This is a genomic window from Roseobacter sinensis (assembly GCF_025755255.1).
In the GTDB taxonomy this organism is placed as follows: Bacteria; Pseudomonadota; Alphaproteobacteria; order Rhodobacterales; family Rhodobacteraceae; genus Roseobacter; species Roseobacter sinensis.
In genome coordinates this window covers 36142-60896 of sequence record NZ_JALIEB010000011.1, presented here as the reverse complement: position 1 = coordinate 60896, position 24755 = coordinate 36142, and the positions used below count along the sequence as shown (strand labels likewise).

21 protein-coding genes are annotated in these 24755 nt (G+C 65.7%); 15 read left to right on the top strand and 6 right to left on the bottom strand.

Features of this window, described 5'->3' with window-relative positions:
• Window position 1: 1 nt before the first annotated feature.
• Window positions 2–1021, bottom strand: coding sequence for a phosphotransferase family protein (locus MUB52_RS15985; protein ID WP_263845244.1), 1020 nt, complete (start codon window positions 1019–1021; stop codon window positions 2–4).
• 88 nt (window positions 1022–1109) lie between these two features.
• Between MUB52_RS15985 and MUB52_RS15980 the strand changes: the two genes are divergently transcribed.
• The 4 genes from MUB52_RS15980 (at window position 1110) to MUB52_RS15965 (ending at window position 5722) form a co-directional block, all read left to right on the top strand.
• Window positions 1110–2345, top strand: coding sequence for an acyl-CoA dehydrogenase family protein (locus tag MUB52_RS15980; RefSeq protein WP_263845349.1), 1236 nt, complete (start codon window positions 1110–1112; stop codon window positions 2343–2345).
• A gap of 253 nt (window positions 2346–2598) precedes the next feature.
• Window positions 2599–3579 carry a dipeptidase gene (locus tag MUB52_RS15975; RefSeq protein WP_263845243.1) on the top strand — a complete coding sequence of 327 codons (981 nt, stop codon included), beginning with the start codon at window positions 2599–2601 and terminating at the stop codon, window positions 3577–3579.
• Window positions 3576–5228 carry a hypothetical protein gene (locus MUB52_RS15970; RefSeq protein ID WP_263845242.1) on the top strand — a complete coding sequence of 551 codons (1653 nt, stop codon included), beginning with the start codon at window positions 3576–3578 and terminating at the stop codon, window positions 5226–5228. The genes MUB52_RS15975 and MUB52_RS15970 overlap by 4 nt, the downstream gene beginning before the upstream one ends.
• A complete protein-coding gene (locus tag MUB52_RS15965) occupies window positions 5225–5722 on the top strand; it encodes a hypothetical protein (RefSeq protein WP_263845241.1) in 498 nt (165 codons plus the stop codon). Before MUB52_RS15970 ends, MUB52_RS15965 begins: the two co-directional genes overlap by 4 nt.
• Window positions 5723–5811: 89 nt before the next feature.
• Here MUB52_RS15965 and truA read toward each other — a convergent pair whose 3' ends face one another.
• Window positions 5812–6579 (bottom strand): tRNA pseudouridine(38-40) synthase TruA, encoded by a 768-nt coding sequence (truA, locus tag MUB52_RS15960; RefSeq protein WP_263845240.1) that lies wholly within the window; start codon window positions 6577–6579, stop codon window positions 5812–5814.
• 116 nt (window positions 6580–6695) lie between these two features.
• On the opposite strand from truA, the gene MUB52_RS15955 reads away from it, so the two are divergent.
• From MUB52_RS15955 to MUB52_RS15925, 7 genes are all read left to right on the top strand, one after another.
• Entirely contained in the window at window positions 6696–8111 is a 1416-nt protein-coding gene (locus MUB52_RS15955; protein ID WP_263845239.1) for a YcjX family GTP-binding protein, read from the top strand.
• Window positions 8108–8557, top strand: a complete 450-nt coding sequence (locus tag MUB52_RS15950) for a GNAT family N-acetyltransferase (protein ID WP_263845238.1) — start codon at window positions 8108–8110, stop codon at window positions 8555–8557. The genes MUB52_RS15955 and MUB52_RS15950 overlap by 4 nt, the downstream gene beginning before the upstream one ends.
• Window positions 8557–9561 (top strand): YcjF family protein, encoded by a 1005-nt coding sequence (locus MUB52_RS15945; protein ID WP_263845237.1) that lies wholly within the window; start codon window positions 8557–8559, stop codon window positions 9559–9561. Before MUB52_RS15950 ends, MUB52_RS15945 begins: the two co-directional genes overlap by 1 nt.
• Before the next feature lie 42 nt (window positions 9562–9603).
• Window positions 9604–11220, top strand: a complete 1617-nt coding sequence (locus tag MUB52_RS15940; RefSeq protein WP_263845236.1) for an FAD-dependent oxidoreductase — start codon at window positions 9604–9606, stop codon at window positions 11218–11220.
• Window positions 11221–11622: 402 nt separating this feature from the next.
• The gene (gene ileS / locus MUB52_RS15935; RefSeq protein WP_263845235.1) at window positions 11623–14622 is read left to right on the top strand and encodes an isoleucine--tRNA ligase; all 3000 of its coding nucleotides are present in this window, start codon (window positions 11623–11625) and stop codon (window positions 14620–14622) included.
• Complete coding sequence (locus tag MUB52_RS15930; protein ID WP_263845234.1) at window positions 14603–14866, top strand: DUF3253 domain-containing protein; 264 nt, start codon at window positions 14603–14605, stop codon at window positions 14864–14866. The genes ileS and MUB52_RS15930 overlap by 20 nt, the downstream gene beginning before the upstream one ends.
• Before the next feature lie 152 nt (window positions 14867–15018).
• On the top strand, window positions 15019–15474 hold the full coding sequence (locus MUB52_RS15925; RefSeq protein ID WP_263845233.1) for a methylated-DNA--[protein]-cysteine S-methyltransferase: 456 nt from the start codon (window positions 15019–15021) through the stop codon (window positions 15472–15474).
• Window positions 15475–15558: 84 nt separating this feature from the next.
• Here MUB52_RS15925 and MUB52_RS15920 read toward each other — a convergent pair whose 3' ends face one another.
• The 4 genes from MUB52_RS15920 to fsa all read right to left on the bottom strand — a co-directional run bounded on the left by MUB52_RS15920 (window position 15559) and on the right by fsa (window position 18777).
• Window positions 15559–16263, bottom strand: coding sequence for a CDP-alcohol phosphatidyltransferase family protein (locus MUB52_RS15920; protein WP_263845232.1), 705 nt, complete (start codon window positions 16261–16263; stop codon window positions 15559–15561).
• Window positions 16264–16362: 99 nt separating this feature from the next.
• Window positions 16363–17283: a tyrosine recombinase XerC gene (locus tag MUB52_RS15915; protein WP_263845231.1), complete on the bottom strand. Its 921-nt coding sequence runs from the start codon at window positions 17281–17283 to the stop codon at window positions 16363–16365.
• Window positions 17280–17987 (bottom strand): DUF484 family protein, encoded by a 708-nt coding sequence (locus MUB52_RS15910; protein ID WP_263845230.1) that lies wholly within the window; start codon window positions 17985–17987, stop codon window positions 17280–17282. The genes MUB52_RS15915 and MUB52_RS15910 overlap by 4 nt, the downstream gene beginning before the upstream one ends.
• A gap of 136 nt (window positions 17988–18123) precedes the next feature.
• Window positions 18124–18777 (bottom strand): fructose-6-phosphate aldolase, encoded by a 654-nt coding sequence (gene fsa, locus MUB52_RS15905; RefSeq protein WP_263845229.1) that lies wholly within the window; start codon window positions 18775–18777, stop codon window positions 18124–18126.
• 66 nt (window positions 18778–18843) lie between these two features.
• On the opposite strand from fsa, the gene MUB52_RS15900 reads away from it, so the two are divergent.
• The 4 genes from MUB52_RS15900 (at window position 18844) to MUB52_RS15885 (ending at window position 24730) form a co-directional block, all read left to right on the top strand.
• Window positions 18844–21090, top strand: a complete 2247-nt coding sequence (locus MUB52_RS15900) for a primosomal protein N' (RefSeq protein ID WP_263845228.1) — start codon at window positions 18844–18846, stop codon at window positions 21088–21090.
• A gap of 144 nt (window positions 21091–21234) precedes the next feature.
• Complete coding sequence (locus MUB52_RS15895; RefSeq protein ID WP_263845227.1) at window positions 21235–22467, top strand: MFS transporter; 1233 nt, start codon at window positions 21235–21237, stop codon at window positions 22465–22467.
• A complete protein-coding gene (locus MUB52_RS15890; protein WP_263845226.1) occupies window positions 22464–23855 on the top strand; it encodes an MATE family efflux transporter in 1392 nt (463 codons plus the stop codon). The genes MUB52_RS15895 and MUB52_RS15890 overlap by 4 nt, the downstream gene beginning before the upstream one ends.
• Complete coding sequence (locus tag MUB52_RS15885; RefSeq protein WP_263845225.1) at window positions 23855–24730, top strand: 50S ribosomal protein L11 methyltransferase; 876 nt, start codon at window positions 23855–23857, stop codon at window positions 24728–24730. The genes MUB52_RS15890 and MUB52_RS15885 overlap by 1 nt, the downstream gene beginning before the upstream one ends.
• The last annotated feature ends 25 nt before the right edge of the window (window positions 24731–24755 follow it).

Genomic DNA, 24755 nt, shown 5'->3' with positions numbered 1-24755 from the left:
CTTATCCTGTCTCGGCAAGCTGGCGTGCGTCGCGCGCCATGAGCGCGATCACCTCGCGCAGACGGTCCGTGTCCTTGGGGTTCGAGGCGTTGCCGTCGAGCCCGCGTTTCAACACGCCCTGCAGGATCGCAAGGAGGCGGAAATAGGAGAAGGCCACATAGAAGGTCCATTGACCGGGACGTGGCAGGCCGCGGCGGGCGCAATAGGCGGCGACGTAAGCGTCTTCATCCGGCAGGCCGAGTGCCGCGCGATCCACGCCGCCGAGGCCCCGGAAGTGACCCGCATGCGGCAGCCGCCAGTGCATGCACTGATAAGCGAGATCGGCCAGCGGGTGCCCCAGCGTGCTGAGCTCCCAGTCGAGCAGGGCCACGACCGCCTCGCGGTCGGGTGCGAAGATCATGTTGTCGATGCGAAAATCGCCGTGCACGATACTGGCCGCACCGTCGTCGGCAACCATGTGATCGTCGAGCCAGCGCATCAGCCAGTCGGCGTCGGGCAGCCCGTCAGTGGCGGTCTGGGTGTATTGCCCGGACCATCGGGCAAGCTGGCGGGCAAAGTAATTGCCGGGCTTGCCGTAGTCCTCCAGCCCCACCGATGACGGGTCCACGTCATGCAGGGCGGCGAGGGTGGCGTTCATCGCGTCATACACACGGGTGCGGGCAGCGGTGTCCAACACGGGCAGGGCCGGGTCCCAGAAGATGCGGCCCTCGACCATCTGCATGACCATGAATTGGGTGCCAAGCGGCGTCTCCTCACCGGAGAGATGGTAGACCTTCGGCACCGGTACGGGGGTCGGGCTGAGCGCCTGCATCACGCGGAACTCGCGATCCACCGCATGGGCGGATTTCAGCAGCGTACCGGGTGGCTTCGCACGCAGCACGAAGTGGCGCCCGCCGCTGGTGACCCGGTAGGTGGGGTTGGACTGCCCGTCGGAGAACTTCTCGATCCCGTCGAGCCCGCCAAAGCCCGGAACATGGGCGGCCAGATACGCCTCCAGTTCGGCGGGCTCGTAGCTGTGCATCGCATTGGCTCCCTGAGACCCATGGACATCGCCCCGCGATCTAAGCAAGTCTGCGCGGGCGGGGAAAGCCCGAATGCCAACCCGGGAGGTGCAGATGGACTTCGGAATGCGCGATGAGACCCGCGACCTGCTGGAGCGGGTGGCGGTGATGATCCGCGAGGAGGTGATGCCGCTGGAGGCGGCGTATCACGCCGAGATCGGCCAGGGCGATCGCTGGGCCTATACCGACCGGCAGGCCGAGATCCTCGAAGGGCTGAAGGCCAAGGCCAAGGCGGCGGGGCTGTGGAACTTCTGGCTGACCGACAGCGAAAAGGGGTTTGGCCTCAGTACGGTCGAATACGCCTATTTCGCCGAAGAGATGGGCCGCACGCCGCTGGGGGCCGAGGTCTTCAACTGCTCGGCGCCGGATACGGGGAACATGGAGGTCTTCGAGCGCTATGGCACGCCGGCGATGAAAGACCGCTGGCTCGCGCCGCTGCTCGAGGGGGAGATTCGATCCGCCTACCTGATGACGGAGCCGGAGGTCGCCTCCTCGGATGCCACCAATATCGCCATGTCCTGCGTGCGGGAGGGTGACGAGTATATATTGACGGGTGAAAAGTACTGGGCGAGCGGGGCGGGCGACCCACGCTGCAAGGTCTATATCGTTATGGTGAAGACGGGCGGGGACGATCTGCCAAAGCACAAGCGGCATTCCATGATCGTGGTCGATGCGGCAAGCCCTGGTATTGAGATTTTGCGGCCCATGATGGTCTTTGGTCATGACGATGCGCCGCATGGGCATATGCACATCCGGTTCACGGATGTTCGGGTGCCGGCCGAGAACATGCTGCTGGGCCAGGGCCGGGGCTTCGAGATCGCGCAGGGCCGGCTGGGGCCCGGGCGGATTCACCACTGCATGCGGTCCGTGGGGCAAGCCGAGGCGGCGTTGGAGCTGCTCTGCCAGCGGTCCCTGCGCAAGGAGGCCTTCGGCAAACCGCTGGCGCAGCTCGGCGCCAACTTCGACATCATCGCGGAGTGCCGGATGGAGATCGAGATGGCGCGGCTCTTGTGCCTGAAGGCGGCCTGGATGATGGATCAGGGCGACGCGCGGGCCGCGGCGCCGTGGATCAGCCAGATCAAGGTGGTGGCCCCGCGCATGGCGCTCAAGGTGCTCGACGAGGCGATGCAGATGCACGGTGGCCAGGGCATCAGCCAGGACACGCCGCTCGCCATGGCTTGGACCTGGCAGCGCGCGCTGCGCTTTGCCGATGGGCCGGATGCCGTGCATCGCCGTCAGGTGGCCCGCGCCGAACTGCGCAAACACACGCAAGAGAAGATCTGATCGGCGCTTTTGGCGGTTTTGCGCTTAGCCCCGTGTAAACTTCCACCGTGTGTGGAACTCACACGTGTGTTCTGGTGTTCCTCTTGCAATTCCGGTCCGCGTCCTAGGGGCCGGGTGGGTTTAACCAGTACCTGGGGAGCAAGGGTAACGAGTGCGCGGCGGGTCGGGCCCATGGTCCGGCCCGTCGTGTGAACTGCACTGGTGGGTCGCATTTGGCATTGAGCCGCCTGCGCATGTCTTCCACAGTGGTGTCATGCGGGCCCCTTTGATCGACAACCTGCAATATGCAAACTATTCGCCCCGCATCTTCAAAGAGATGCGCGAAGGCGGTGTCGATGCCGTGCATGTGACCATCGCCTATCACGAGAGCTTCCGCGAGATGGTGCAGAACCTCGAACGCTGGAACCGCTGGTTCGAGGATCACGGTGATCTGATCTTCAAGGCGACCTGCGCCGAGGATGTGACCCGCGCGCAGCGCAGCGGCCGCACCGCGATCTTCTTCGGGTTCCAGAACCCCAGCCCCATCGAAGATGACATCGGGCTGGTCGAAATCTGTCACCAACTCGGCGTGCGCTTCATGCAGCTGAGCTACAACAACCAGTCGCTGCTGGCGACGGGGTGTTACGAGGCGGAGGATGCGGGCCTGACGCGCATGGGGCGGGCCGTGGTGGCCGAGATGAACCGGGTGGGCATGGTGGTGGACATGTCGCATTCCGCCGAACGTTCGACGCTCGAGGCGATTGAACATTCGAGCCGGCCCATCGCGATCACCCATGCCAATCCGGCGTGGTGGCATGACGCCCTGCGCAACAAATCCGACGCGGTGCTCCGGGCGCTGACCGAGGCGGGAGGGATGCTCGGGTTTTCGATCTACCCGCATCATCTGAGAGGTGGCAGCGCCTGCACGCTGGAGGACTTCTGCGCGATGATCGCGGAAGCGGCGCGGCGCTATGGCGCGCAGCATCTGGGGCTGGGCACCGATTTGTGTCAGGACCAGCCCGACAGCGTTGTAGAGTGGATGCGGGTCGGGCGCTGGACCAAGGGGGTGGACTATGGCGAGGGCTCGGCGACAGCCCCCGGCTTTCCACCGATGCCAAGTTGGTTCGCTGGCAACCGGGATTTCGGCACCGTCCGGGACGGGCTTCTCGCCCAGGACCTCTCTGCCGAGGAGGTCGATGGCATCATGGGCGGCAACTGGCACCGGTTCTATGCCGAAAGCTTCGGCCAAGCATGAAAGATTTCATTCCGCCTCCGCAAGCGCCGTTGCGCCCACCAAGCCAGGTGATGCGGCTGAGCCGGATGGGCGCGATGTTCCCGACCCGGCTGTCGTTCTTGCGCACGCTGATGCGATATCTCGCCGCCGAACGGGCCGAGGTCACGCGGCCCGTCTGGCAGATGTGCCCCGAGGGCTTTGGCCACGCGGTCTATGCGATCTCTTTTGGTGGTCACACCTATTCGCTGGTGGCCGTCTCTAACGCGCTGGCGCCGGAAGACCGCACCGACCGCGTGATCGCCGAGGCCTGGGACAGCTCTTACGTGCTTTACGACGGGGTGCCAGATGCGGCGGAGATCGCGCGGATCTGTGCGACCGCACCCAGACAGGAAGCGGCGCGATTCACGGAGCGTGATCTGGTCCTGAGCCGTGCCAACAGATCGGTCCGGCTCTTTGCCCATGTGGTGGAGCGGTTGCGGGCGGGCGCGCAACCGGAGGAGCGGATGGTCCGAGAGATCGGCTATCTGATGCGCACGACGGCCGTCTATGGCAACGGGAAGTTCGGTATTGCAGACCGGTCCTGCATCGACACGCGCCCCGGGCTGTCGGGGCCCTTCATGGCCGAGATGCTGACCGTGTGGCTGATCCGCCAGTTCACGCACGATCTTGTGGAACATGTGGGGCGGGGGCGGCTCGATCGGTCCCTCAAGAGGCATCTGGGGATCGGCAATTCGACCGGGCTCGGCATGGCGCCCTTTCTGGTCACGCACCCGGTGCTGTTGAACAACTGGATGATGGCGCGGGAGACGGCGCTGGCGCGGGTGCGCGCGGTGCGGCATCTGGAGCCCGTGCATTGCGACCGTCTGATGGTGCTCGCAGCGCGGGCGGCGCGGCATCTGGCCGAGTGGCAGGTGCCCGATCCGGTGCATCAGGTGCGGATCGACAGACTGCGCGCCGAGTGGTCCGGATTCATGGCTGGCATCACCCAGGCGGCGCTCCGCAGGGAGGGTGCGCTCGAGCACCTGTTTCAGGCGTCATTGGCGCAGACGGAGGACCTGCAGGAGCTGCTGGTCGCGTTGATGCTGGAACCATTCCCCGCGTTGGTCGATGGGCTCGCCGACTGCATGGCTGATCCGCTGGGGCCGATTGCGAGGCCACTTGCAACCGCAGAGATGGTGCGCGCGATCATCCGTCGCGCCTTCGACTGGGCGCTGGCGCCGGAGTATGCCGCTCAGGCGCAGTGCCGGCAGTTCTGGTATGTGAGTGCGGCCAAGCAGGAACCGCGCCTGGGGGATCGCTTTGCCGAACCGGGGGCTGAGCTCGAAAGCCCGCTCGACATTGGCCGTAGGATCAAGGCGCTTTTCGCCGATCTGCCGGAGCACGCTGAAGCTGTTCCCGACTTCCTGGAGCGGCATCCTGAACACCTCATGGCGGTGGAGCGGGTCGCTCTGGCCGAGATCTATCCCTACGCAGAGATCCGAGACAACCTGATCGGGGTGGACTGTTTGCCCATCGACATGCTGCGCTGCAAGCTGGCGTTTTTCGGGGCCTCGAAATTTGATCCAAAGTCAGACCGCTGGACGCGGATCACGCTTTGCCAGGGCGCGCCGCTGGCCGATGAGCTGGCAGCCCGGGCCGACGATTGGTGGCTGCCGGTCTTCGCCGCATGAGCTGGTCCCGGGCGGAGGTGCAGGCCCTTGCCGGTAAGGCCGCCCGGGGCGCAGGCGCACCGCCGGGGCAGGCGGCACTTTTCGGCGCGGCAGCTGCGCTGCACCTGGGGCAGGGACGCGGGGCAGAGGCCCTGGCCGAAGCGCTGGAAGACTTGCCCGACGGTCCGGTCATGGCGCTGCCGCTGGTCCTGCAAGAGGTGTTGCCCGCCGCGCATGAGGGCAGAGGCGCTGCGTTTGGTTGGACGGGTGATGCCGATTTGGCGCGCAGTTACCTGGAGACGTTGCCCTATGACTGCCGGGTCGAGGTCCTAGAGCCGGACCGCCTGAAGGTGCAGTTCACCGAACGATCTGGGCAAAGCGCTCCGCTTCGTCGAATTGCAGGCTGCGCGCCGCTGCTGCAACACATGACAACGCTCGCGGCGCGGACCTTCGTGCCGGAAAGCGATGCGTCCCGTGCTGGTGGGGCCGGAGCAGGCGTCAGCGACAATGACTGAGCGGGTCAGGGCGGCCTGAAAGCCCACCCCACCTGCCAGCACGGACGGGCGGGACAGGCAGGTAAGGTGGGCTTTCAGGCCACCTTTGGTCACGCAAACGGGTCCTGCGGATAGCACACCTCCGCAAGGTAGAGCCCCTGAGGCGGGCAGACCGGGCCGCAGGCCGCGCGATCGCGCGCCGCGAGCGCCTCGGCCACCTGATCTGGCGCCCAGGATCCCGCACCTACGCGCTCCAGCGTGCCGATGAAGCTGCGGACCTGATTGTGCAGGAAGGACCGCGCCCGCACGTCGAACTGCGCTTCCGGCCCATGCGGCGTCTCGACCCGCGTTACATCCAGCCGGTCGAGCGTCTTCACCGGGCTGTCGGATTGGCAGATCGACGCGCGGAAGGTGGTGAAATCATGCCGCCCGATCAGATGCGCGGCACCGGCCTGCATCGCCGCCACATCGAGGTCGTGCTTCACCTGCCAGACCAGACCGGCCTGGTGGGTGGCCGGCGCCCGGCGCATCAGGATGCGGAAGAGATAGCGCCGCTGCATCGCCGAGAACCGGGCGTGCCAATCCTCCGGCACAGAGGCGCAGGCGACAATGGCGACCGGTGCAGGCTTGAGGTGATGGTTCAGCGCTTCCGACAGGCGAAACGCATCCCACTCCGCCACCATGTCGCAGTGGGCCACTTGCCCCAGCGCATGCACGCCTGCGTCTGTTCGGCCGGCTGCCGCAATGGTGTGCGGGCCGGGTTCCAGCTTGGCCAAAGCGGTCTCGATGGCCTCCTGCACCGACGGCTGGTCCGCCTGCCTCTGCCATCCGGCGAAGGGCCCTCCGTGGTATTCGACTTTCAAGGCATAGCGCGGCATATGGCTGCCCCTAGCGTGCAGCACCGCAGCCGTCAAATGGCTTTGCGCCCTCTGGTGCCTTCGCGCGCCAGGGCCTATGTAGCGCGAGACACGAGAATTGCAGGGACAGCCGGGCATTGGGACTGACATCACTCGCCGACACGGTGCTGCGCCAGATCGAAACCGTGCAGGACACCGTGACCGAGACCTTGTTCGAGCCGGTCATCCGCCTTGGTGTCACGGGGCTTGCGCGCTCGGGCAAGACGGTGTTCATCACCTCGCTTGTCGCCAATCTGCTCGACCGCGGGCGCATGCCGCATCTGGTGGCTGCCGCCGAGGGCCGGATCGAGGCGGCGTTCCTGCAACCGCAACCCGACGACACCCTGCCGCGCTTTGATTTCGAGACCCACCTGAGCCAGCTGACCGCGCGAGACCCGGTCTGGCCAGAGAGCACGCGCGCGGTTTCGGAGTTGCGGCTGTCGCTGCGGGTCCGGCGGGCGGGGCTGCTCGCCGGGCTGCAAGGGCCGCGGACGATCCATATTGACATCGTGGATTATCCCGGTGAGTGGCTGCTCGATCTCGCGCTGCTCGACAAGGACTATGCCACTTGGTCGGCGGAGGTGCTGGCGCGACTCGCGGGCCGGCCGGAAGCGGAAGAGTTCCGCGCGCGGGTGGACACCGTCGACCCTGCGGCGGTGCTCGACGAACCGACCGCGAAGGCGCTGGCCGGTGCCTTCACCGGCTATCTGCAGACCGCACGGGCGAGCGGGTACTATGACTGCACGCCCGGGCGCTTCCTGCTGCCGGGGGATCTGGCGGGCTCGCCGGTGCTGACCTTCGCGCCGCTGCCGGGTGAGACGCCGGGGCCGCGCCGCTCGCTGATCCGCGAGATGGCGCGGCGCTTCGACGCCTACAAGCGCGAGGTGGTGCGGCCCTTCTTTCGCGACCATTTCGCGCGGATCGACCGGCAAGTGGTGCTGGTGGATGCGCTGGGGGCCATCCATCAGGGGCCGCGGGCGGTGGAGGACATGCGCGGCGCGATGGCCGATATCCTCGGTGCCTTCCGGCCCGGGCAGAACGCCTTTCTGACCCAACTGTTTCAGGGCAAACGGGTGGAAAAGATCCTCTTTGCGGCCACGAAGGCGGACCACCTGCACCACCGCCAGCACGGGCGTCTGACTGCCGTTATGGAGGCGCTGCTGCGTGCGGCCGCCGACCGGGCGCGGTTTGCAGGTGCCGAGAGCTCTGCCATGGCGATCGCGGCGCTGCGTGCCACCACCGAAGAAACGATGCGCCATGACGGACAGGAGCTCGACGTGGTCCGGGGCACCTTGCTGGACACCGGCAAACAGGCCGCCTTCTATCCCGGTGCGCTGCCGGAGGACCCCGCGCATCTGCTGGCACCCGCGAAGGCGGGTGCGGACAGCTGGCTTGACCAGGACTACCGTGTGATGAATTTCGCACCCTCGCCGCTTACTTTGCGCCCCGGTGACGGCCCGCCCCATATCCGGCTTGATAAGGCGGCCCAATTCCTTTTAGGGGATAGGCTATGAGTGAGATTATCATCGCTCCGGCCCGGACGCTCGATGCAGGTGCCGTGGGGCATATACTATCGGTGTCGAACGATGCCATGCCCTGGCTTCCGCGGCTGCATTCCGCTGCGGAAGAGATCATGTACGCCGGTGACATGATCGAGGCGGGCTGGGTGCGCGTGGCCAAGAAAGACGGCAAGGTTGTGGGGTTCATCGCGCGCTGGGAAGAGGAGGTGCATGCGCTCTACGTGCTGCCCGAGGCGCAGGACTGCGGGGTGGGCACGGCGCTGCTGGAAGACGCCAAGGGCGAGACCGACCGGCTGACGCTCTGGAGCTATCAGGCGAATTCTTCGGCCACGCGGTTCTACGGGTTGCGCGGGTTCATTGAGACCGCGCGCACCGACGGCAGCGAAAACGACGCGGGCCTGCCCGACATCCGGTTCGAATGGATCAAGGGCGCCTCCTGATGGCGCGGGGGCCGGTTCTCATTGAAATCGACGAGGGCGAGGCGCCGAAAGTCCCGGTGGCCGAGGCGCCTCCCGTGCCCGACGACGACATGCCGCTGCCGCAGGGGCAGGCAATGCACGCCGCGGCAGGGATCGCCGCGCACAAACCGTCGCGGCTGGTGCGTTGGGTCTGGTCGCTGGGGCTGGCGTTGGTTGGCGCGGTGGTTTCGATCAAGGCCTGGGGGTTTCTATCCACTCTCGTGACGCAGAACCCGCTGCTGGGCTGGGCCATGGCCGGCTTGACCGCTGCCTTTTTGCTTGTTCTGGCCGTGGTGATCCTGCGCGAGGTGGCAGCCCTTGGTCGGTTGGGGCGGCTCGATGGGTTACGCCGCGCGGCCGATACCGCGCTGGCTGATGACGATTTGCAGGGCGCCCGCGCCGTGACCGACCGGTTGCTGGCGCTCTACAAGGGGCGCGAGGATACGCGCTGGGGCCGCGACCGGCTGGCCGAGCTGCGCGGCGACCAGATGGATGCGGCGAGCTTGCTGATCCTGGCGGACCGCGAGCTGCTGGGCCCGCTCGATCACGCCGCGCAGCGCGAAGTCGAAGCGGCGGCCCGGCAGGTGGCGACTGTCACCACGCTGGTGCCGCTGGCGCTGGCGGATGTGGCGGCGGCCCTCGCGGCCAACCTGCGCATGATCCGCCGCATCGCCGAGGTTTACGGCGGGCGCTCGGGCTTTCTGGGCGGCTGGCGGCTGACCCGCGCCGTGATGGCGCACCTGGTTGCCACGGGCGCCGTGGCGGTCGGCGATGATCTGCTGGAGCCGGTTCTGGGCGGCTCGATCCTCGGCAAACTGTCCCGTCGCTTCGGCGAAGGGCTGGTCAATGGCGCGCTGACGGCGCGGGTCGGCGTCGCGGCGATGGAAGTTTGCCGACCGCTGCCCTTCGCATCTGGAAAAAAGCCGAAAATACGCAATATCATAAAGCAGAGCCTGGGCGGCCTTTTCCGGGCGTCCAAGACCTGATCCCTGCGGCGTGGGCCCGCGGGCCTCATAGGAGCGGGAGTGATGGAGAGTTTTGCCGCCGATCTGGCGACAATGGTGCGCAGGCCGCTTGAGCCCGAGCATGTGGCTGCGATGCGGCGCAAGGGCGTGATTTCGAAATTCAAGGCAGGTGAATTCGTGCAGGAGCCGGGCGGCGCCTCGGACGAGTTCCACTATGTGATCGAGGGTGAGGTCGAGGCGGTGAATCCGTCGAATATGCAGCGACTCGGGGCGGCCACGCTGGGGCCGGGGCAGTTCTTCGGCGATCTGCAGTTTCTCTCGGGCGGTGTATCGCTTGCAGGTGCGCGAGCCGTCGTCGACAGCACCATGCTCTGCGTGCCGCGCGCGGACATGCTGCAGATGATGTCGGACATGCCCGAGATGAGCGATATCATCGTGACGGTCATGGCCGCGCGGCGGCGACGGGCAGTAGAGCAATCGGATTCGGCGCTCACGCTGATCGGCTCGGAAATCAGCCGCGACATCCGTCATGTAGCGAGCTTTGCCGCACGCAACCGCATCCCCTATCGCGAGATCGAGGTGACCTCGCCGGAGGCGATGGCGCTGGCCGAGCAATGCGGTATTGCCCAAGCGCATCCCGGCGTGATCTTTGGCCGCGAGCGCAAGATCGACCCGCCGACGCCACGCGGGGTGGCACAGGCGCTGGGGCTGCATATGGCGGTCGATGGCGTGGAGAGCTTCGACGTGCTGATCGTGGGGGGCGGGCCTGCGGGTGTGGCGGCGGGTGTCTATGCCGGCGCCGAGGGGCTCAAGGCGCTGGTGCTGGAGGATATGGCCGTGGGCGGGCAGGCGGGCACCTCGAGCCGGATCGAGAATTACATGGGTTTCCCGACGGGCATTTCGGGGGGCGATCTGGTCGGGCGCGGCGAGGTGCAGGCGATGAAGTTCGGCACCAAGTTTTCTGTGCCGCGCCGCGCCGCGACCCTGCGGCAGTGCGATGAGAAGTGGTTCCACGCGACGCTCGACGACGGGCAGGAGGTCAGTGCCAAGGCGTTGATCGTGGCCACCGGCGTGCAGTACCGCAAGCTGCCGCTCGAGGGGCTGGAGCGGCTGGAGGGCGCGGGGGTGTATTACGCGGCGACGGAGGTCGAGGCGCGCTGGTGCCGTGATGCCGAGGTCGCGGTGATTGGCGGCGGCAATTCGGCGGGGCAGGCGGCGATGTATCTGGCGCGCACGACCAAACATGTGCATGTGCTGGTCCGCGGCGAGAGCCTCGCGGCGTCGATGTCGGACTATCTTCTGCAGCGGCTCACGACCCATCCGCGCATCACCGTGCACATCTGCACTGAGGTCAGGGCGCTGCATGGGGAGGAGGCGCTGGAGCGCATCACCATCCGCGATCGGACCTCGGGGCAGGATTGGGAGCTCAAGACCTCGGCGCTGTTCGTCATGGTGGGGGCTGCGCCCAACACGGAGTGGCTGTCGGGGCTGATCAAGCTCGACGACAAGGGGTTCGTGCTGACGGGCGCAGAGGCGGGCGGGCGCTCGCAATATGAAACCTCATGTCCCGGCGTCTTTGCTGTCGGTGACGTGCGTGCGGGATCGGTCAAACGCGTGGCCTCTGCTGTGGGCGAGGGATCGGTTGTGATGTCCGAGGTCTGGGCGCATGTGAATGCGTGAGTAGAGGGCTGCCCCCGGTGCTGAGCAATTTGGGGCTCCGCCCCGTTCGGCCCTCAAACTGTCCGCTGGACAGTTTGCCGCTGACGCGGACCGGGCCTCACCCCCCGGAGTATTTTGGGACGGGTGAAGGAGGCCATGCTCCGGCGGGTCCGTGGAGCAGGACGGCCGATAGACGGGGGGTGCGAAGCTGTGGCCCTTCCGTGGCGCCCGCAATCGGCGGGACGGGACTTGTCGGAGCAGAACTCGCTGCGTATAAGGCGCCTCATGGATCATTTCTGCCTGATCATCATCCGAATTATATCCCCGGCGCTCTGAGATCATGAGACGCCGGGCCAAGGTGTTTGAGCCGCTCGCACCGACCGCTTTTCCGATATTTGACACGACATTCGAAGGACGCCCGCAATGTGCGCCGACACCACCGAAACCGCCGAAAAACACGACTATAAATCTACGCTGAACCTCCCGAAGACGGACTTCCCGATGCGGGCTGGTTTGCCCAAGCGCGAGCCCGAGTGGCTGAAGCGTTGGGAGGAGATCGGGGTCTATGACCGGCTGCGCGAGAAGGCCCTCGCCCGGACGGGCGAAGATGGAAAGCCAGTCCGCGAGAGCTTCGTGCTGCATGACGGACCCCCTTACGCCAACGGCAACCTGCACATCGGCCATGCGCTGAACAAGACGATCAAGGACATCATTGTGCGCAGCCACCAGATGATGGGGTTCGACAGCCGGTACGTGCCGGGCTGGGACTGTCACGGGCTGCCCATCGAGTGGAAGATCGAGGAGCAGTACCGCAAGGACGGCAAGAACAAGGACGAGGTACCGATCAATGCCTTCCGCGCCGAGTGCCGCAAATTCGCGGACCACTGGGTGGGTGTGCAGCGCGAAGAGTTCAAGCGGCTCGGCGTGACGGGCAATTGGGGTGAGCCTTATCTCACCATGGATTTCCACGCCGAGCGCGTGATCGCCGAGGAGTTCATGAAATTCCTCATGAACGGCACGCTCTATCAAGGCTCCAAGCCGGTGATGTGGTCGCCGGTGGAGCAGACCGCTCTGGCCGAGGCGGAAGTGGAGTATCACGACAAGGAAAGCTTCACCATCTGGGTGAAATTCCGGGTCGAGACGGGCGACGATCCCACTGTGGTGCCCGACCTGTCCACGCTGACCGAGGCTGAGATGCGGCGGCGCGAGTTGATGAACGCCTATGTCGTGATCTGGACGACGACGCCCTGGACCATGCCGTCGAACAAGGCGGTGGTCTATGGGTCCGACATCTCCTACGGGCTCTACGAGATCACCGGACGGCCCGAGGACTGCTGGGCGCGGATCGGCGACCGGTATCTGCTGGCCGACAACATGGCGGCGGATGTCTTGGGCCGGGCGCGGCTGGATGAGACCATGTACCGCCGTCTGCGCGATGTGGACACGGCGGAGTTCGAGGGCCTGCGCCTGAGCCACCCGCTGAGCGGGCAAGACGGGGCCGAGGGCGAATGGGACGACCTGCGGGACTTCCGCGCGGCGGAGTTCGTGACAGATACGGAAGGCACCGGGTTCGTGCATTGCGCGCCCAGTCACGGGATGGAGGAGTACGAGCTCTACCGTGATCTCAATATGCTGCAGGAGGTCATCACCTACAATGTGACCGATGAGGGCATGTTCCGCGAGGATCTGCCGTTCTTCGGCGGCACCTACATCCTGAACCGAAAGGGCAAGGAGGGCGATGCCAATGCGGCGGTGATCAACAAGCTCGCTGAGGTCGGCGGGCTGCTCGCACGCGGCAAGATCAAGCACAGCTACCCCCATTCCTGGCGCTCCAAGGCGCCGGTCATCTACCGCAACACGCCGCAGTGGTTCGCGGCCATCGACAAGGAGATGGCCGTGGGCGCGGATCGCTTCACCATCCGTGAGCGGGCACTGAGCGAGATCGACAAGGTGAACTGGACGCCGAAGTCAGGCCGCAACCGGCTCTATTCGATGATGCAGGCGCGGCCCGATTGGGTGCTGAGCCGTCAGCGCGCCTGGGGGGTGCCGCTCACCTGCTTTACGAAGAAGGGTGCGCTGCCGACGGATGACGATTTCCTGCTGCGCAACGAAGAGGTCAACGCACGGATCGTGGAGGCCTTCGAGGCTGAAGGGGCTGACGCCTGGTATGAGGAGGGCGCGAAGGAGCGCTTCCTCGGCAATGTGGTCAACCCTGACGACTACGATCAGGTGATGGACATCCTCGATGTGTGGTTCGATAGCGGCTCGACCCATGCCTTTACGCTGCGCGACCGGGCGGATGGTACCGAGGACGGCATTGCAGACGTCTACATGGAGGGCACCGACCAGCACCGCGGCTGGTTCCATTCCTCGCTTCTGCAATCGGTGGGCACGACGGGTCATGCGCCTTATCGCAACGTGGTCACGCACGGCTTTACGCTGGATGCCAAGGGCATGAAGATGTCGAAATCTATCGGCAACACGATTGTCCCTGAGAAGATCGTGCAGCAATACGGCGCCGATGTCCTGCGGCTCTGGGTGGCGCAGACGGATTACACGGCGGACCAGCGGATCGGCGATGAGATTCTGAAAGGCGTGGCCGACAGCTACCGCCGCCTGCGCAACACCATGCGCTACATGCTGGGCTCCTTGAGCGACTTCACCGAAGCCGACCGGGTGCAACCGGCCGAGATGCCGGAGCTGGAGCGCTGGGTGCTGCACCGTCTGGCTGAACTCGATCAGGAGGTCCGGGCGCGTTATGCGCGGTTCGACTTCCAGGGCGTCTGGCAGGCCGTCTTCACCTTCGCGACGCTGGACCTTTCGGCCTTCTACTTCGACATCCGCAAGGATGCGCTCTACTGCGATGGCGACACGCTGGCGCGGCGGTCTGCGCGCACGGTGCTCGATCTGCTGTTCCACAGGCTGAGCACGTGGCTTGCGCCGATCCTCGTGTTCACGATGGAGGAGGTCTGGCTGGACCGGTTCCCCGAGCCGGGCAGCTCGGTGCACCTGCAGGATTTCCCCGACACCCCGCGCGACTGGCTGGCGCCTGACCTGGCCGAGAGGTGGTCCGGGGTGCGGGCTGCGCGTCGGGTCGTGACCGCCGCATTGGAGGTGGAGCGCACAGGCAAGGTGATCGGCGCCTCGCTGGAGGCGGCCCCGGTTGTTTATGTGTCAGACGACACGTTGCGCCTGACGTTGGAGGCGCTTCCGTTCGAGGACATCTGCATCACCTCGCAGATTTCCATCGCCGCGGGCGCGGGACCCGAGGGGGCATTCACGCTGCCGGAGGTGCCGGGGGTGGCGGTCGTCTTTGCCAGAGCCGAGGGTGAGAAATGCGCGCGCTGCTGGAAGATCCTGCCGGACGTGGGCAGCCATGCCGCACCGGGTGTGTGCGGGCGCTGTGACAGCGCGGTCGCCTGAGCAGACGGCGATCGCGGCGGAGATCCGCAGGCTCGCGCTGCGTCGCGGTCCGGGAAAGACATTCTGCCCGTCCGAGGTGGCACGGGCGCTCTCGCCGGATCGCTGGCGCGATCTCATGGCCGAGGTGCGCCAGGTGGCGGATGCGCTGGCCGAGGCCGGAGAGATTGTCGTGACGCAAAAGGGCCGCCCGGTGTCCGCGTGCACGGCGCGTGGCCCGATCCGCGTTGGGCTCGCGTCCACTTAAGGCAATTCGCCTTGGATCGGCATCCGCTATCGCTGCCTGACTGCAATGAAATCAACGCAATTGGTGATGTACCCTGCCTTGGGTCAAAGGCGAAACGCTTTAAGCGCAGGTTCCGGGTTGCTGGTCCGGCCGGTCTGAGCCACTCTGCCCGCATGCCCCGCCTGAGCGTAGATACCCAATTCGGCCGCCTGACCCTCGTCGATGACGACGGGGCGATCACCGCAGTGCGCTGGACCGGCCGCGACGAGGGGGCGCCCACTGAACTCCTGAAGGAGGCGGCGCGCCAAGTCGCGGAATACGATGCAGGAGAGCGCGAGGCGTTCGACCTGCCACTGCGTGTCCGAGGGTCGGCCTTTCAGCAAGCGGTGTGCGACGCCATGCGTGCGATCCCCTTTGGCGAAACGGTCACCTATGGCGATATCGCGCGGGATCTGGGCGCCATGCCCCTGGCCGTGGGTCAGGCCTGTGGTGGCAACCCGATACCCATCATCATTCCCTGCCACCGGGTGATGGGGGCCAAGGGGCTGACCGGGTTCTCGGGCGCGGGTGGCGTCGAGACCAAGGTCGCGCTTCTGCGCCACGAGGGAGCTGCGGGCCTGTTGATTTGACCAGGGGTGGCCTGAAAGCCCACCCAACCTGCCAACACAAGCGGCGGAGCAGGCAGGTGCGGTGGGCTTTCAGGCCACCGCGTGCTACAGTCCTCCGTTGTTCCGGGTCGGAAAGATCTGCTGCACGATGCCTGCAAAGACCAGGTAGACCGAGGTGGTGACCAACCCCCAATGCGCCCAGCTTTGTGGGTGAAAATCGACCCAGGCCGCCCAACCTGCAAAGAAGGTCCAGGCCAGTGCCATGGGCAGGGTGATGACCCGCCAGCGCTCTGTGCGGACGGGATGCACGAATTTCAGCGGCAGGAACATCGCGATGGCCAGCGCCGTCACCAGCGTCAGAGAGACCCAGAAGTTCGGCTGCAAGGCGAAGATCACAAGGACCAACATGTTCCAGCATCCCGGGAAGCCGGAGAAAGAGTTGTCCTTTGTTTTCATGCGTGTATCGGCGAAGTAAAGCGCCGAGGTGAAGGTGATCACGATGATCGCGAACCAGCCGGTCCAGCCGTCCATCAGACCCGATTTGAAGAGCGCGAAGGCCGGGATGAAGACATAGGTGAGATAGTCGATGATCAGATCCAGCAGCACCCCGTCGAACTCCGGTGCGTTCACCTTCACGTGGTAGTGGCGCGCCAGCGGGCCGTCTATTCCGTCAACGAAGAAGGCCACGACGAGCCAGAGGAACATCAGATCCCATTTCTCGTCGACCGCTGCCAACATCGACAGCATGGCAAATACCGCGCCCGTGGCCGTAAACAAATGCACGCCGAGCGCGCGTAACCTCAATGTCATGGCCCGTTCATGCCGCAAGGCCCCGGGGGATGCAAAAGGAAAAGGCGTGGTGCGGAAGATGCCGCGGCGTCGCGGTTGCGGTGCAACAGGCGGCGCGGCTCAGGCCTTGGGGTGCGCGCGGTCGTAGACTTCCATCAGCCGCGCGGTATCAACCGCCGTGTAAGCCTGGGTTGTCGACAGCGAGGCATGCCCCAGGAGCTCCTGTATGGCGCGCAGATCGCCGCCCGCGTCGAGCAGGTGCGTTGCGAAGCTGTGCCGCATCGCATGCGGTGTGGCGCTGGCGGGCAGGCCGAGCTGCATCCTGGCCCGCGCGACCACCTTCTGGATTGCCCCCGGCCCCAATGCGCCGCCACGTATGGCCCGAAACAGCGACTGGCCGGGCTGCAAGGGATAGGGGCAGATGCGCAGGTAAGCATCCACGGCGTCGCGGGCTGCGGGCAAAACGGGCACGACCCGCTCCTTGTTGCCCTTCCCGGTGATCCGCAGCGTCTCGGGCAACGGTGCGTCCGCGCCCCGCAACCCAAGCGCCTCGGAGATCCGCAGACCGCAGCCCCAAAGCAGGGTGACAACGGCCACGTCGCGCGCGCCGACCCAGGGCTGCTGCGACTGCATCTCGACCGCGTCGATCAGATTGCGCGCTGCATCCACCGCCAGAGGCCGCGGCAGTTTCTTCTGGAACTTGGGAGCGCGCGCGGACAGCATCGCCGTGGGCTCGAACCCTTCGCGTTCGGCCAGCCAGCGGTAAAAGGCCTTCACGGCCGAGAGTTTGCGCGCGAGCGAACGCGGCGCGATCCCGCCGCTGCGCGCCTCCGCCATCCACGCGCGCATGTCCGTGACGGTGATCCGCGCAAGCGCCGCAAGTCCCTGACACTCGCCCTTGTACGCGGTGATGAAGGCGAGAAACTCGGTGACATCTCCGCGATAGGCGGTGAGCGTGTTCTCCGCCGCACCCTTCAGAGCGCGCTGGTGCCCCACCCACGCCTCGAGCGCGTCGCGCGCCGCGGGGCTGATCAGGCTCATGAGAGCCAGCGGCGCAGGGCTCTTTCGAAAACGCCGGTGAAGAAGACGAGAAGATCGGTGCCTTGCTGCGGCCCGAACATGTCCCGATCCCGAGACCCAAGGACCAGCAGGCCCGGCAAACGCCCCGGCCCGAGATCGAGCAGCAGGCAGGCTTCGGATCCGAGCCCCGCCGCCTTGTCCCGAAAGACCATCTCAGGGCTCTGCTGAAGCTGGCGCAGCGTGACCTGACGCGCGCTGCCCTGGCGGTTGTGGCCGATGTATTCGCCTACGAACCCGGGCGATGCAACCGCCAGCACGTCATCGAGGCCGTCGAGCGCCGGGTCTATCTCGTTTTGCGCGCTTTCGAGAACCAGCCGGACTGCATCCACCCGCAGGATTTCAGCAACCTCGCCGCCAAGGTCGGCCAGAAAGGTTTCGAAATCCATGGGATCCAGCATGCGCAGGATGGCGCGGTGGATCTGGTTGGTCCCTGCAAGGTTCTCGTAAGCGGCGGCGATGACCGAGCGATGGGTGTCTTCGAGCCGGTCGAGCCGGACTTCCATCCGTTCCATCGCGATGCCGCGCAGATCAACGATATTGTCGCCCATCGCGCGCTCGTTCGCCGCAATCAACGCCTTCATGACATCCTTGTCATCCAGTATGGCATCGGGCTGCGACAGGATGGCCGCGCGCAGGGCATCTTCCATTTTTGGGCTGCTGCTCATGTTTTTCTCGCTTATTTTTCCGCACCCTAGCACGGCGCGCGCGCGAAATCCTGCGGAAAAACAGCAGCCGCCTGTATCGACGGCGAGGTGTTGCCAATGGGTGCCAGCGCCGCGGCCGCGCGCTGGCCGCGGCGCCTCAGAGGATCTTTTGCCCGGTCTTGGCCCAATCGGCCATGAATTGCTCGAGCCCCTTGTCCGTCAGCGGGTGGGAGGCGAGCTTCTTGATGACCTCGGGTGGTGCGGTGATCACATCAGCGCCGATCAAGGCGGACTCCTGCACGTGGTTGACCGACCGGATCGAGGCGGCGAGGATTTCTGTCTCGAAGCCGTAATTGTCATAGATCGTGCGGATGTCCTGGATCAGTTCCATCCCCTCGAGATGCATGTCATCGAGCCTCCCGATGAAGGGGCTGATGAAACTGGCGCCGGCCTTGGCGGCCAGCAAGGCCTGGTTGGCCGAGAAGCACAAGGTCACATTGACCATCTTGCCTTCGCTGGAGAGCACCTTGCAGGCCTTCAGCCCGTCCCAGGTGAGCGGCAGCTTCACGGTGATGTTGGGCGCGATTTCGGCCAGCTTGCGGCCCTCGGCAATCATCGCTTCGGCCTCCAGCGCGACCACTTCGGCGCTCACCGGCCCATCGACGATGCCGCAGATTTCCCTGGTCACCTCCAAGATGTCGCGGCCGGATTTCAGGATCAGAGACGGGTTGGTCGTGACCCCATCCACCATGCCCAGATCGTTCAGCTCTGAGATGGCCTGTGTGTCGGCGGTGTCGACAAAGAATTTCATCGGTCGGCTCCTTTCAGCGACAATGTGAACGCTAACAGTCTTCGGTCTTGCGCTTGGCTTTACCGCATGATCTGCGATGCTGAAACCCTCAAGCGCCATATTTCGAGAGTGAGCCTGTTGCGCCTGCCGGAATTCTACGACGAGGGCGGTCTGATCGCTGTTCTGACGACACAGCCGCTCGGGCGGGCGCTGGACTATCGTGCGCCCGAGGGCGGCTGCCATCTGGGCGCCTTTGTCGAAGTGCCGCTGGGGCCGCGCAAGGTGCTGGGTGTGGTCTGGGGACCGGGGCGTGGGGACTATGACCTCGCGAAGGTGCGCGCGGCGTTTCGCGTGCTCGATGCCGCGCCCATGCGGGAGGAGATGCGCAGTTTTCTGGAACGCGCGGCGGACTACACCCTGACGCCCATGCCCGCGATGCTCCGGCTGGCCACGCGCGCGCCAGGGCTGGGCGACCCGCCCTCGATGCGCAAGATTTACCGGAGGGGGCCGTCGGAGCCCGACAAGATGACGGCGGCGCGACGCAAGGTGCTGGAGGCCTTGGCGGAATACGGCGATCTGGCCTTTACCTTGAAGGAGTTGGCCGAGATGGCGGGCGTGGGGACGTCCGTGGTGAAGGGGCTGGTTGCGCAGGATGCCGTCGTCGAAGAAGAGAGTCCGCGCGATCTGCCCTTTCCGCGCCTTGATCCTGCGCGGCCCGGCAAGGATCTGACCGACGATCAGGCGCGCGGGGCCGCGCAGCTGGCCGAAGCCGTGCGGTCCGAGCGATACGGCACGACCCTGCTGCGCGGGGTCACCGGTTCGGGCAAGACCGAGGTCTATCTGGAGGCGGTGGCGGCAGCCTTGTCGGCGGGGCGGCAGGCCCTGGTTCTGCTGCCGGAGATTGCGCTGACGGCGGAGTTTCTGACCCGGGTGGAAGAGCGGTTCGGAGCGCCGCCCGCCGAATGGCACTCCGGGGCGACAATGACCGAGCGGCGGCGGATCTGGCGTATGGTCGGTCAGGGGGATGCACAGCTGGTGATCGGCGCGCGTTCAGCGCTGTTTTTGCCGTTCCAGAACCTCGGATTGATCGTTGTCGATGAAGAGCACGACACCTCTTACAAACAGGAGGAGGGCGTGCTCTACAATGCACGGGACATGGCGGTGCTGCGCGCGTCGATCTGTGGCGCGCAGGTGGTGCTGGCCTCGGCCACGCCCTCGTTGGAGAGCTGGGCCAATGCCGAAGCCGGCAAGTACAAGCGGCTGGAGCTGACCGCGCGGTTCGGCCCGGCGGTGATGCCCGAGATGCGGGCCATCGACATGCGGGCCGAACAGTTGCCGTCCGATCGTTGGATCTCTGCGCAGTTGCAGCGCGAGGTCGAGGCGCGGCTGGCGCGCGGCGAACAGGCGCTTCTGTTCATCAACCGGCGCGGCTACGCGCCGATCACGCTCTGCCGCGCCTGCGGGCATCAGATCGGCTGTGATCATTGCGACGCGCGCATGGTCGAGCACCGGTTCCTCAAGCGGCTGATGTGCCATCAATGCGGTGAGACGAAGCCGATGCCGCAGGTCTGCCCGGCCTGCGAGGTCCAAGGGAAGCTGGCCGCCGTGGGCCCCGGCGTCGAGCGGCTGGGGGAAGAGGCGGCGGCGCTCTTTCCGGAGGCGCGGATCGCGACGCTGAGCTCGGACATGTATGGCTCCGCGCGCGCGCTGAAGGCCGAGATCGAAGGGATCGCCCAGGGGGCGGCGGATGTGATCATCGGCACGCAGCTGGTTGCCAAAGGGCATAACTTTCCGAAACTCACCCTAGTGGGCGTGATCGATGCGGACCTCGGTCTGCAGGGCTCGGATCTGCGTGCAGCCGAGCGAACGTTCCAGCTCATGCGGCAGGTGGCGGGCCGCGCGGGGCGCGCCGAGACGCCGGGTGCTGCCCTGATGCAGACCTATCAGCCCGAGCATCCGGTGATCCGCGCCATCCTTGCGGGCGACGAGGAGCGCTTCTGGGCGGCGGAGGCGCGCGAACGCGAGGCGGCTGGCGTGCCGCCTTACGGGCGCATGGCTGGGATCATCCTCAGCGGGACGGATGTGGCGCAGGTCTTTGATGCAGGTAATCTCTTGGCGCGGCAGGACGGCATGTTGCGGGCGATTGGGGCGCAGGTCTTTGGCCCCGCACCCGCCCCGATTGCGCGAGTGCGCGGGCGGCACCGGGTGCGGCTGCTCGTGAAGGCGGAGAAACCCGCGCCCTTGCAAAAAGCGCTGGCGCAGTGGGTGGCGCAGCTCCGGATCAAGGGGGATTTGCGGCTGGCGGTCGATATCGACCCGCAGAGTTTTTATTGAGGTATCATTGTCTCGCGCCTGCGGCGCGTGACGGCCTCCGGCGGGGATATTTGTCGGCCAGAAGAAGCGGGCGTAGCCAAGGCGAACAGATGCTGTGCGCTATTGTGGCTCGCCAAGCTGATGCAAAAGGCCTATGGGTCGGATATGGCACAGATTGTTCCCCTTGCCGACGCCAAGCGCCTGCCGCTGTGGCGGCGCCCCATCGCGCTGCTTTTTCTGATGGCGTTGGCGATGCCCATTGCCTTCAACACCTGGTCCGCGCTGCTCAACAACTTCGTGATCGAGGCGGCCAATTTCGATGGCGGCGATATTGGTCTTCTGCACACCATACGGGAGATCCCCGGGTTTCTGGCCGTGGGTGTGATTGCCATCATCATCTTCATGCGCGAGCAGGTATTGGGATTGGTCTCGCTTCTCCTGTTGGGCGCGGCGACGGCGGTCACGGCATGGTTTCCGTCGATGGGTGGCATTCTGACGATCACGATGCTGAGCTCCATCGGGTTTCACTATTACGAGACGGTGAACCAGTCGCTGCAGTTGCAGTGGCTGAGCAAGGAGCGGGCGCCGCAGATGCTGGGCTGGTTGCTTGCCGCGGGCTCGGCCGCAACCCTGGTGGCTTACCTCGCGATCATGCTGCTTTGGGACACGCTGCAGCTCACCTACAACACCGTCTACATGGTGGGCGGCGGTGTCACGGTCGCCATGGCCGCCTTTGCCATGCTGGCCTATCCGCAATTCGAAGCGCCCAACCCGCAGGTGAAGAAGATGATCCTGCGGCGCCGGTACTGGCTCTATTACGCGCTGCAGTTCATGTCGGGCGCGCGACGGCAGATCTTCGTGGTCTTCGCGGGCTTCATGATGGTCGAACGGTTCGGCTATGACGTGCATGAGATCACGTTGCTCTACCTGATCAACCTGGTGATCAACATGGCTGTGGCTCCGCTGCTTGGGCGGGCCGTGGGGCATTTCGGAGAGCGGAGGACGCTGGGCTTCGAGTACATCGGGCTGATCATCGTGTTCCTGTCTTATGGGGGCGTCTACTACTTCGGCTGGGGTGTTGCCGTAGCGGCGGTGCTGTATGTGCTGGATCACATCTTCTTCGGGCTCGCGCTGGCGCTGAAGACCTATTTCCAGAAGATCGCGGATCCCGGAGACATTGCACCCACCGCCGCTGTCGCCTTCACCATCAACCACATCGCCGCGGTCTTCCTGCCGGTGCTGCTGGGGCTCTTGTGGTTGGCCTCGCCCGCGGCGGTCTTTTTTCTGGCGGCGGGGATGGCTGCGGTGTCGCTGGTGCTGGCGATGATGATCCCGCGCCATCCCGAGCCGGGACATGAGACCATCTTTTCGCGTCCGGTGGCTGCGCCCGCGGAATGAGCGACGCGCGGTTTTTGACCGGCTCGACCATGGGGCATGTGACGCGGATGACCGCGACCGGCGCCATGGGCATCACTTTTGTCTTCCTCGTCGATGCGGCCAATCTCTTCTGGGTGTCGCAGCTGGGCGATCCCTCGCTCGTGGCCGCCATCGGCTTTGCCTATGCGATCCAGTTCTTCTCGGTTTCCTCGGGTGTCGGCCTGATGATCGCGGCGACGGCGCTGATGTCCCGCAGCATCGGGGCTGGCGACCGACCGGCGGCGCGGCACCAGGCGGGCGGCGCCATCGCGATTGCCGTGGCGATCCAGTCTGCGGTCGCGCTGGCGATTGTTCTCTTGCGTCACGACCTCGTCGCCTTTGCGGGGGCTACCGGAGAGACGGCCGCGTTGGCAGCGCGCTATCTGGGCCTGACGGTACCCTCGTTGCCCTTCATGGCGATCGGCATGGTCGCCTCGGGAGCGCTGCGCGCGGAAGGTCTGGGGGCAAAGGCGATGTATGTCACGCTGCTGTCCGGATCCTTGCTGATGCTGGTCGATCCGGTGCTGATCCTCTGGATGGGGCTCGGGCTCGACGGTGCCGCAATTGGGCTCTTTGCCTTCCGGCTGGCGTTGATGGCGCTTGGTCTCTTCTTTGCGGCGTACCAGCACAGGCTGATCGCGATGCCGAACATCGCGATGGCGCGCCGGGTGCTGCGGCCCTACATGGTTGTCGCCCTGCCGGCGATTGCAACCCAGATGGCGACCCCGGCAGGCAACTATGTGCTGACCATGGTGATGGCCCCGTTCGGAGATGATGCGGTGGCGGCCTGGGCGGTCGTCGGGCGGCTGACGGTGGTGGCTTTCGGCGGGATCTTTGCGCTCTCGGGCGCCATTGGCGGCATCTTCGGGCAGAACTACGGCGCGGGCCTTTGCGACCGGCTGCGCTCGACCTATCGCGATGCGCTGATCTTCTGTGCGATCTATACCGGCGTCACCTGGGCGGCGCTTCTGCTGGCCACACCCTGGGTCGTGATGGCCTTCGGGCTGAGCGCGCAGGGCGCAGACGTGCTCTGGGCCTTCACGACCGTTGGGGTGGGCGGGTTCATTTTCATCGGTGCGCTCTTCGTCTCGAATGCGGCCTTCAACACACTGGGTCGACCGGCGCGCGCGACCTTCGTGACCTGGGTCAAGGATGGCGTGCTGAGTTGGCCTGCCGCGGCGGCACTGGCCGCACTCTACGGGGCGCCCGGTGTGATCTATGGGCAAGCGGCGGCGGGCGTCCTGGTCGGCGGGCTCGCGGCGCTCTGGGGCTGGCGCTTTGTTCAGGGGCTCAAACCCGTCGCGCCGGAGGCACTTGACCTTCCACCGGCGCGGCCCTACCCGAACCCCGACCGATACCGGAGCCGCTGATGCCCACGTTCACCGCCCTGACTACGCTGCCGGGCAAGACCGCCGCCGAGACATTGGGTGCTGCGATGGAGCGCCTCTCGCCTGAGCCGACCGGCGTTGGGGTCTTCGAGATGGAGGACGGCTCGGGCCTCTGGGAAGTGGGGGGCTATTTTACCGAGCCGCCGGACGAGACGGCGTTGGCGCTTCTTGCAGCTGCCACCGGGGCCAGGCCCTTCGTCGTTTCGGAGCTGCCCGAGACCGACTGGGTGGCCCATGTGCGGCGCGAGTTGGCACCGGTGCGGGCGGGCCGCTTCTTCGTCTACGGCAGCCATGACGCGGATCAGGTGCCCGCAGATGCTGAGCCTTTGCTGATCGAAGCGGCGATGGCCTTCGGGACAGGGCATCACGGCACGACGCTGGGCTGCCTGCGCGCCTTGGACCGTTTGGCCGCGCAGGGGTTTGTGGGGCGAAATGTGGTCGATATCGGCTGTGGGACGGCCGTCCTTGCGATGGCAGCGGCCCGGATCTGGCCGGGCCCGGTGCGCGCCAGCGATATCGACGAGGTGGCTGTCGAGGTTGCGCGCAGCAATGTTGCGGCCAACGGGCTGGAAGGGCAGGTCCTCTGCCTCGAGGCGGCTGGTTTCGGCAACCCCGAGCTGACGGTGGCCAGCCCGTTCGATCTCATCTTTGCGAATATTCTGAAAGGGCCGCTCATCGCATTGGCCCCCGATATGGCGCGGCATTTGCAGCCTGGCGGGCATGCGATTCTCTCAGGTCTACTGAATGAGCAGGCCGAAGAGGTGATTGCCGTTTATGCACGTCACGGCATCAATCTGGAGCACCGCGAAGAGATTGTTGACTGGACCACGCTTACCCTAGGTAGTGATCTGCCTTAATTGCCTCAATTCCGCCCAATTTCAG